The organism is Paenibacillus sp. P4_E11 (genome assembly GCF_056401635.1).
Genome location: NZ_JBFUIX010000352.1, coordinates 1 through 2,220, shown reverse-complemented (window position 1 = coordinate 2,220; position 2,220 = coordinate 1). Strand labels below are relative to the sequence as shown.

Genomic DNA, 2,220 nt, shown 5'->3' with positions numbered 1-2,220 from the left:
GTAGTTACCTGCGTCGTAGTGTTGCTCGCTCCGTCAATGACGGTCACGTAGAGTGAATTATACTTGGCGACATAGATTTTGTTCGTTTTGGGATTCACTCCTATATCTACAGGAGTATCCCCCACAGCTACCGTCGTCGTCGTGTTGTTCGTGCCGTCAATGACGGTCACGTTGTCTGAATTATTATTAGTGACATAGATTTTGTTCGTTTCGGGATTCACCGCTACTGCATTAGGCCCATCTCCCGCAGCTACATACGTCCTCGTGTACTCCGCGCCATCAATGACAGTCACGTTGTTTGAATTATAATTGACGACATAGATTTTGTTCGTTACTGGATTCACCTCTACTGCTACTGGATTATCACCTACGTCCACTTCAGCCAAATTGGTGTCTGCCCACGCTGATTGAGGCGCCGAGAGAAACGTCACAATCAGAATCCCTAACACGATTATTTTGTAAAATCGACTAATAAGCGCCTTTTCAAATGCCCCACGCGTGAATCGCTGGTTGCCCTGATCCTCGAGCGGATTCAGTCTCTTGCTATTCATTCCCATTGTCAATTCCTCCTAATTACCTTAACTTCGAGTGTCTCATGCAATTAACAGGCATAGACTCGATAATGTCACCATCTAGATTGCCAAGCGCCGATCATACATGAATCAACACCAACCACTTCATTACCCAGTTCCCTCTAACTTAAAATATTACCCTCTTGCCTTCGCGCATTCTATTATCCGAAAGTAGCAAAATAGCCGAATTCGGGTATACTTTTGTTCTCCTCACAGACAAAAAAAGAAGACAAGCTCTCTCCTAAGAGAAAACTTGTCTGACTATAATCATTAGGTTTTGCTTCTTAACCGTTACTTTTATCATATGCAAGTCCGCCGCAGTTACTACATTAGGATTAGGTAGCTACCGTCGTCGTCGTTATGTCTGCCCAAGCTGATTGAGGCGCCGAAAGACGTATCATCTCTAAGGCAAAACCACCTGTTTACTAGAAGACAAAAAATCAGGGTACCACCTCAATATGGGAAGCGCCCTGATTTCAAGAAATTAATTAATTCTATTCTATGATTTTATTTCCTAAGAGCCATTGCTTTAAGAATGACCGCAGTAGCTTCCGCACGAGTGGTATTGGCTTGTGTCCTAAATGTACCATCTTCATAACCGTTGATTAGCCCTTTGTCGACTGCCGTTGCTACATCTTCGATTGCCCAACTGGAAATCTCAGAATTGTCCTTGAAGCTGACAGATTTGCTCGATGCACTCAGCTTCACCGCACGGACTACAATCACAACCATTTGTTCACGAGTGATCAGATCGCTCGGACGGAAGGTATTGTCTTCAAATCCGGATACAATTCCCAAAGTTGCTGCCGTACCGATGGAGTCCTTAGCCCAATTATCCGTAGAATCKGTAAAATTCTTGCTAATCGTCGCTGTCAACTTGAATGCCTTCACCAGGATGGAGACGAATTCGGCTCTGGTAATAGGGTTATTCGGTTTAAAGGTCTGATCGGGATAACCGTTGATTGCCCCCATTTTGATCAATTCTCGAATACTGGCTTCCGCCCAGTGACCCTTGATGTCGGTCAAGTTCGATTCACTCGCGGACGGCGAAGGTGTCTGAATTCGTTCCGAAATGAGCACGGCGAACTTCGCGAAATGCATGACAGTACCAGATACGGTACCGCTTGCTTGATCCACCTTCGTATTGTCCAGCTTCACCCATTTGTTCGTTTGTTCGTTCAGCCAGTAGACTGCTGCCTCCTTCTTGTTGAAGTCTACCTTTGACCTGTCAAAAGGCAGTATGATCCTAACAGGCTTAATGAAATCGCCCTCACTATTTTTCTTAACTTCGTAAACGTCCCCAAGCAATTGCAAGGCGGCATCTTTAGGTAGACTTGAGATGTCAGCCACTTTATCTACAGTCACTTGAATGGTCTTGTTCGTAGCCCCTTCCGGAATTGAAAACTTGACGTTGTTGAGAGTGAACTCCGCACTAGAGAAAGCCTCTAGCGTAAAACGATTAGAAGGAGCGCTGCTACTGCCACCGCTACTGCCATTGCCATCGCCGCTGCCACCGCTTTCAGTCGGGGTAACCGGTGTATAAGCTGCAAATTTGGTAAAGTGCTTGGTCCAAATGACAAGGTCACTGCCAACTGTAACTTTTGCATCCCCTCCAGCTGCAATTTCTCGATCTGCTGCAGCCTGGGTA

The 2,220-nt window shown here is 45.7% G+C and carries 2 protein-coding genes; both read right to left on the bottom strand.

Going from position 1 to position 2,220, the window contains the following annotated elements; genetic code table 11:
- Positions 1 to 557 (bottom strand): YncE family protein (locus tag AC1DWB_RS33890; protein ID WP_477545475.1); only part of this gene is annotated, 557 nt, incomplete at its 3' end.
- Between the two features lie 522 nt (positions 558 to 1,079).
- On the bottom strand, positions 1,080 to 2,220 hold a 1,141-nt coding region (locus AC1DWB_RS33885; protein ID WP_477545474.1), incomplete at its 5' end, for an S-layer homology domain-containing protein.